Source organism: Robinsoniella sp. (assembly GCF_034124845.1).
In genome coordinates, this window is record NZ_JAWYAJ010000257.1 from 1 (window position 1) to 7264 (window position 7264).

The 7264-nt window shown below is 39.8% G+C and carries 6 protein-coding genes; all 6 read right to left on the bottom strand.

Translation table 11 applies throughout. The annotated features are described in order from the left end of the window. Positions 1-112: 112 nt before the first annotated feature. A complete protein-coding gene (locus ACH2DQ_RS12730; protein ID WP_394915768.1) occupies positions 113-1189 on the bottom strand; it encodes a trimethylamine corrinoid protein 2 in 1077 nt (358 codons plus the stop codon). Positions 1190-1374: 185 nt separating this feature from the next. Beyond that, the gene (locus tag ACH2DQ_RS12735; protein WP_394915767.1) at positions 1375-2910 is read right to left on the bottom strand and encodes a response regulator; all 1536 of its coding nucleotides are present in this window, start codon (positions 2908-2910) and stop codon (positions 1375-1377) included. Then, positions 2900-4684, bottom strand: coding sequence for a sensor histidine kinase (locus ACH2DQ_RS12740; protein WP_395026971.1), 1785 nt, complete (start codon positions 4682-4684; stop codon positions 2900-2902). Before ACH2DQ_RS12740 ends, ACH2DQ_RS12735 begins: the two co-directional genes overlap by 11 nt. 159 nt (positions 4685-4843) lie before the next feature. After that, on the bottom strand, positions 4844-5695 hold the full coding sequence (locus ACH2DQ_RS12745; protein ID WP_394915765.1) for a carbohydrate ABC transporter permease: 852 nt from the start codon (positions 5693-5695) through the stop codon (positions 4844-4846). An 18-nt stretch (positions 5696-5713) separates the two neighbouring features. Continuing rightward, a complete protein-coding gene (locus tag ACH2DQ_RS12750; protein ID WP_394915764.1) occupies positions 5714-6601 on the bottom strand; it encodes a carbohydrate ABC transporter permease in 888 nt (295 codons plus the stop codon). Positions 6602-6633: 32 nt separating this feature from the next. Beyond that, positions 6634-7264, bottom strand: a 631-nt coding sequence (locus tag ACH2DQ_RS12755; protein WP_395026974.1) for a hypothetical protein, incomplete at its 5' end; no start/stop codon positions are given.

The following is a 7264-nucleotide window of genomic DNA, read 5'->3' on the forward strand; positions in this document are numbered from 1 at the left end:
CAGTTCTGCGGCCAGCTGACGGAGTCCATACCAGTTTCCCACGCCCATCTTTTCGGACACTACCTGTCTTATACAAAGCGTCTTACTCAGCAAAACCCCAATATAATCTTTCCTACCAGAAAACCTTTTTCCTATACCCCGACGCTATTCGTAACAATTCTTCTGCATCCTCCTGTGAATTTGCATTTATGGTATACATTACACCTTCCGGGCGCAGATTTTCAAGCATCACTTCCAGCTCTTCCGGTCTAACATCAATCTGAATCATTTTCCCTGCATCCTGAATTCTTCGCAATACTTCCAGCCAGTGTGAAGCCGTAGGCTGTCCTGCACCATACACCCATTGGATCCCCTTTAACGCATCTATTTTCAACAAGCGGTCTAAATGCTTCAGTGCATCCGGTCCGTCCAGATGATAGATGCTGGCATCTAAGAATTTCAGTTCTTCTTCCAGTTCTTCCACCACCAGTTCTTCATACATTTGTTCTGATATCATACAGGAAAAATCACAACAGGTTGGATACCATCTGCTCTCATGCCAGATCCCCATCCAATTCGTACTGCCTTTCTGAAAGGATGTCGTTAATGCATACAGCTCGTCATAGATGAATTTAAAACCATCCAGCAGATCCATTGCTCCTTTTTTAATAAACTCCGGATTATCCAAGGTATCCATACAGAGTTCCTGCGGTCCCCGCATGGAAACTAAACCATCCAGCCCCGGATGTATATCCGTAATTCCCACTAAGTATTTATCTTTTCCGTCTTCTACCGCTGCTTTTGTCATTTCTATCATTTTTCGGTAATACTCATTTTGGGTTTGAAGGACAAATCCACGATATTCCTCAACATCTTCATCCCTTAAAAATGGTATGGACCAGCTGGTATCCGCTCCAAATGCAAGCTCGGTTCCATAACATGCCGCAAAATAATCCGGGCCGAGATTTGGATTTAGAACCGGAAATGCCTCCCCTGCGTAATAGGTGTTCTGCATTTCCCGGTTATTGCTTTTTATCATATACTCCGTATCCATCCACTGTTCTTTTAAAGAGCCGTAAAAGCGCTCTGTTTTACCTTCTGTGTGCTTCTTTGGTGCCCGGATGCTTAAGATTGGGCGGTCATGATTTTCCAATGCCCAATACTCTTTGTACCGCTCCATTATCTTATCCCAATTATTACAATATAACATGATTTACTCCTCCGCTTTTCGAAATTTCATTCTTATCCCCCTTGCATACCGCAGGCAAGCCTGCGGTATTGCACCAATAGAAAGTTTGAAACGCTTTTTGTTTCACACTTATCCCCCCTGCATACCGCAGGCAGGTCTGCGGTATTGCACCAATAGAAAGTTTGAAACATTTTTTGTTTCACAATTTACCTTCTTTGCATAACTCCGGACTGATACTCAGATGGTGTACAATTACAAAACAGTTTAAACCGCTTGCTAAAATAAAACTGATCTGAAAATCCGATCATCTCCGCAACTTCACTGCATCGGTATTGCTCTTCCCGCAATAGTTCTTTGGCTTTTTCAATCCGGATCTCTTCCAGTCTCTGCATAATTGTCCTGCCTGTCTGGGTCTTGAAGACTCTTCTAATATAACTGTTTTCAAAAAATAAATTATCAGCTATGTTGCTGACAGATAAATTTGCTTCACTGTAATGGTTCTGTAAGTATTTTTCAATTTTTGTAACTAAGATTTCTTTTTTGCTGCTGATCTGGATATAAGTGCAGTCCGTTAACATTTCATATACATAATTTTTAATGATGTCTTTTACCTGATGGCTGGAATAACAATCTTTTAATTCTGAAATGATACTCTCTTGAGTCTGCATATAATCCGAAAGCTGATTTTCTGTATTATAATGAAAATATGAATGGACGCCTATGGAAAGTGCATGATAGATAGAAATCACATATTGAAATGAAAACATCTGGTTATCCGACAGTCCAAACATTTTTTCTATAATCGTATCCACCTTTGCATATTCTCTCATTTCAAAATACTTTATCAGTAAATTAACATCCTGTGTGCTGTAAAAAGTGACTTCTTTGTTTAAATTCTGGATATCACTAAAGCAGGCTATTTTTTCATTTAACTTGATACTGTTTTCATAAACCATCTGTGCCTGTTTATAAGAATTCTGTAATTGCTCCAGTCCGGACACAATATTCCCCATGGCAACTGAGTCCAGCATGTATGCCCCCTCATCTCCCAGAAGCTGGGCATACCTCCTTTTTAATTCCTCCATGGTTCTTTCGCTGGAATTCATTACATGTACAAGCGTAATACAGCTCCCATCATTTCGCAGGCAATAATTCTCAATACCGATTCCGTTCAGATAATGATGCAACAGATTTCGAATTACTGACAAATTATAATTCGCATAACCCTTTCTTATTTTGATCACGGCAACAAGTGAAGGTGAACTGGTCTGGGCTATTTCCTCATTTAAAATATCCAGATCCGGCTGGAATTCAATAATCCCCCTTAGAAATAACTCCTGCTGCATCTGTTTATTTTTCTTTGCTGTCTCAATGTCTTCGATACATTTGTTCAGTGCCTCCTGCAGTTCTTCACCGTCAAAAGGTTTTAAAAGATAATCAAACACATTGAGTTTAATCGCCTGATGTGCAAAGGAAAATTCATCATAAGCCGTCATAATGATGATCCTGGATTCCAGACTCCATGACTTCATTGCCTCACATGCTTCCAGACCGTTCATTCTGGACATATTGATATCCATAAAAATAATATCCGGAACTTCTTTTCGAATAACCTGAAGCGCTTCTTCTCCGTCTTTTGCATAACCACAGATGGAACATTCCATGGAATCCCAATCTATAATCTGACTCAGGTAATCCAGGTATATACACTCATCATCTACCAACAGCACTTTATAACTCATGATCATCACCCCTTTTTAAATTCATACACAGGACAATACAGGTGCCAAGCGGGGTATCCTCCAGCTGAATACAGGTTCCTTCACCGTAAAAAATCTTTAAGCGTTCTGACACATTTTTTAATCCAAAGCTTTCTGAATCCGTCTCTCGCTGCTCCCCGGATAATATCAGTGCAAATTTTTCCTTTGTCAGTCCAATTCCATCATCGCTCACACGGATGTAAGCCCAATCTTCCTCCAATTCTCCGGTGATCAATATATGCCCTTTTCCATTCCGGGGTTTGATTCCATGGTAAATTGCATTTTCCACCAGTGGCTGCAAGGTTAATTTGGGGATATGTAAAGCACTTAATTCTTCCGGCATGGCAATGGAATAGCTCAGGCTTTCCTGATAACGGACCGTTTGGATATCCAGATACTTCTGCAGAGCATCCAGTTCCTGGTCAAGCCATACCAGATCCAGACCTTTATTGAGAACCAGCCGGTAATATCCGGCAAGCAATTTAATCATCCGGCTGGCATCCACATGACGGTTCATATTATTCAGACAAAATATGGTATCTAATGTATTATATAAAAAATGCGGTTTTATCTGAGCCTGCAAAAGTGCCAGTTCTAACTGTCTTTTTTCCTTCTTCTCGTTTGTGATATCTGCAAATAACTGCTGGTTCATATCCACCATCTGGTTGAAGCTGGATATCAGTATCCCTTCTTCATTATGCGTATCCATGTCCGGCAGCTTCTCCGGCAGAGATTTCGTGAATTTTCTCATATGATCTGACAATGCCGAGATTGGTCCGGCTATATGTCTCGCGATCATAATTGTCAGCATATAAAATATCATAAGCAAAACCATACTGATACCGACGATCACAATGGTAATATTATTTACATCGGATAGCATTGATTTCACATCTAAAACAGAGACCAGATTCCATAATTCATTTACCTGATATTCGCTGCTGTAATATTTTTTAGTATCAGACATTTTTTTATCTAAATCAGCAATTATATTTTTTGAATAGTCCAGTTGTGAATCATAATCTGCTATCGCTTTTATACCGCTCATGGCATCCCGGTCATCGCTGGAAATCACCATCTGATTATAATCCAGTAAATAAAACTCCACGTCCTCGCTGCTATTTTTATTTCGATAAATATCGTATATATTTTGCTCATCCAATTCCAATATTACATACCCAATATCCGTGTTCTCTTTAACATCCCGCAGCGTTTTTACATAATGCAGGCTGAATTCTGAAAAGGCTGATTCCATTTGCAAAGAATAATACCATTGTCCGGTTGTGGATATTCCCATGGAGTCAAACTGCTGGATCAAATCGTCATTACGGTCCGAAAAGATATAAGAACGGTTTCGATCCTTCTGATAAAGATCACCATTGCGATACAAAACAGCAATCTGACTGACATCCGGAAACATGAGGAAACTATTTTCAATAATATTTAATATGGTCTGTTTGGCTGTACTGTCATATAAATCCGGGTACAGCGAATTACTTTTCTTCAGACCTGTGGTATTGTTTAAATTCACTATGACACTATTGCAGCAGCTATTCAGATTCGTTGACAGCATCCCTATTTGCTGCACGATCAGATTATCTTCATAACGCCTTCCCTGAATAAGTTTTTCGTACATCTGCTCTTTATATATTCCTCGCAGCCCTATGATCACACATACGGCGAAAACCGTAAAGAATATAATAAAAGAATAGCTGATTCTCTGTTGAATCATCATATTTTGTAATCTCTTTTTCATCCATTCCCTCCATTTAAATTTTAGCGATATTAACCGTACAAGAACATGTTAAAACAGACTCTTGTACCGGCAATGTCAAATACACTCCCATACATTCCTGATCATGCAAGTTCATATCATCTAATATTATAAAGGGATTGATATATCCCGACAATGAATTTAATTTTTCATTCCAGAAAAAGCCATTGCATCACTTACTTTATTGCTGAAAAATACATACAATATTATAACCGGGAAACTTGCTATCACCAGTGCCGCTCCAACCGGTCCCCAGTCCGTAGAGAACTGCCCATAAAAGCCCGCCAGCCCCAGTGGCAGTGTTTTCAGCTCATTTTTAGTAATTAAAATTAATGCCAGGCTAAATTCATTCCAGTGGGATATAAACTGATAAATGATCAACACGGAGACCGCTGATTTCATCTGGGGCAATATAATGTGAAAATAGGTTTTACAAAAACCCGCTCCTTCTATGTAAGCCGACTCCTCCAGTTCAATCGGCAGGCTTCGGTAAAAACCATAGAGAACCATCACCCCAAACGGAAAGCTTAGCGCAACATAGGGCACTATCAAAGACCACAATGTATTTGTCAAATGTAGATTTTTCACCATAACAACCAGAGGTGTCATCACGGCCTGTATCGGAATAAACATACCGGCTATTACCATGGAATGCAGTGCTTTTGTAGTGCGAACCCGCACTCTGGACACAACATATGTAAACATCAGACAAAACAGGATTCCCAGAAACATTGCCGCCAGTGAGACCCAGATGCTGTTTTTAAAATATAAGAGAATATCAAACTGCGTTACCGCTTTGACGTAATTCCCCCATTGGGGAACAATTGGCGGACCAAATGGATTTGTTACAAATATTTCTTCATTATTCTTCAATGAATAAAATCCCATCCAGATAACCGGATACAGACATATCGCCCCATAGAGAATCATTATGGTATATACGATTATCCTGGAAGATTTTATTTTTCTCTCAGAAGATCTTATCTTCTTCATGCCATACCTCCAAATCGGTTAATACTGCACATCAAATCGTTCTGTCAATTTATTAATAATAAGCATCATCCCTACACAAATCAACACAATAACTACTGCAATCGCACTTCCATAACCATATTTCTGCAGACTGAATAAAGCCTTATACATCATAATTGGCATCGTATAGCTGGAATTGCCGGGACCTCCGCCAGTCATCAGATAGATCATTTCAAATGCCCGGAATCCATAAGTAATACACATAACCACACTGACTTTAATAGTAGATACCGTTAAGGGCAGGGTGATATGAAAGAATTGCTGTTTCTTATCTGCTCCATCAATAAATGACGCCTCATAATATACAGCAGGAACATTTTTCATTGCTGCATAGATAATCAGCATATGATACCCCATTCCCTTCCAGGACTCTGCTATAACAATCGCAACAATTCCTTTTACCGGCTCATTGAGCCAGTTCTGCTTCCAGTCTGATCCTAATAAACCAGAAAGCTGATTCACTAACCCAAAATCCCCATGGTAAATTGAAATCCAAAGCTGAGCCACAACAGATACGGACAACAGAACCGGGAAGAAATATATATCTTTAAAAAACCGCTTCCCTTTAATCTTAAAATTCACAATAAAATATGCAAGGAGTGTTCCAATACCAATTTGATATACAGTCAATATCGCCGAATATAAAAGGCTGTTCCGTATGGAAACCTTTAAATCTCTGGATGCAAAAAGACGTTTATAATTATTCACTCCATTAAAAACAGCTTTATTGATGCCATCCCACTCCGTGAAACTCATTGCCGCGGATTGTATGAGAGGAATTACGATAATTATGGAAAATAAAATTACAACCGGGGCAACAAACAGACACATGGCAGCCTTTTTCTTTTTAAATAACGGATTCATCATCTTCCCCTTTCTTCCCTGGAAATTCCCCTGAATTATTCTCCAAGTGCCATAGATATACGTTCCTCAAGATCAGCGATATATTCTTCCGGCGTACTCAATCCAGTCAGCAGCAATTCGCAGGCATCCTCAAGACCGGTAATCAGTTCCTGATTGTTTAAAGCCCATTCATATTTCGTTGTCGATTCGATTTTATCAAGACTGTCTGCATAAGCCTGGTAAGATTCTGCTCTTGGTTCCAGCGGTTTTACCGGCTCTTTACGTACACTGAGAGAACCAAGTTCTGCATTAGCTATGTCTCTTGCTTCTAAAAACGATATCAACACCTTTTTCGAATATTCCACATACTTTCCTTTTGCACTTACACCATAGCCTCCCATTGCACCGGTTCCGCCAGATTTAGTCCAATGAGTCGCTTCCTCTTTTCCTGCGTCCGTAAAGGGATTATATTCAAAATATCCGATCTTATCTCCGTATCCTCCAACTGCCGCATCATTAAAGAACCAACTGCCATTCACAAGCATTCCTGCCTGTCCGGTCTCCAGTAATTCAAATGCCTGGCTGGCATTTGTATTTAAAGCACCTTTGCCGATCAAGCCCATGGAAACCACTTCAGACAGCTTCTTTGCTGCTGCCAGATATTCGGGATCTGTTACCTTCGCAGTT

What these genes read in the sequence shown, in the direction of transcription:
- ACH2DQ_RS12750 (WP_394915764.1), bottom strand. Translation starts at nt 6,601, where the DNA reads ATGATGAATCCGTTATTTAAAAAGAAAAAGGCTGCCATGTGTCTGTTT.
- ACH2DQ_RS12745 (WP_394915765.1), bottom strand. Translation starts at nt 5,695, where the DNA reads ATGAAGAAGATAAGATCTTCTGAGAGAAAAATAAAATCTTCCAGGATA.
- ACH2DQ_RS12735 (WP_394915767.1), bottom strand. Translation starts at nt 2,910, where the DNA reads ATGAGTTATAAAGTGCTGTTGGTAGATGATGAGTGTATATACCTGGAT.
- ACH2DQ_RS12730 (WP_394915768.1), bottom strand. Translation starts at nt 1,189, where the DNA reads ATGTTATATTGTAATAATTGGGATAAGATAATGGAGCGGTACAAAGAG.
- ACH2DQ_RS12740 (WP_395026971.1), bottom strand. Translation starts at nt 4,684, where the DNA reads ATGAAAAAGAGATTACAAAATATGATGATTCAACAGAGAATCAGCTAT.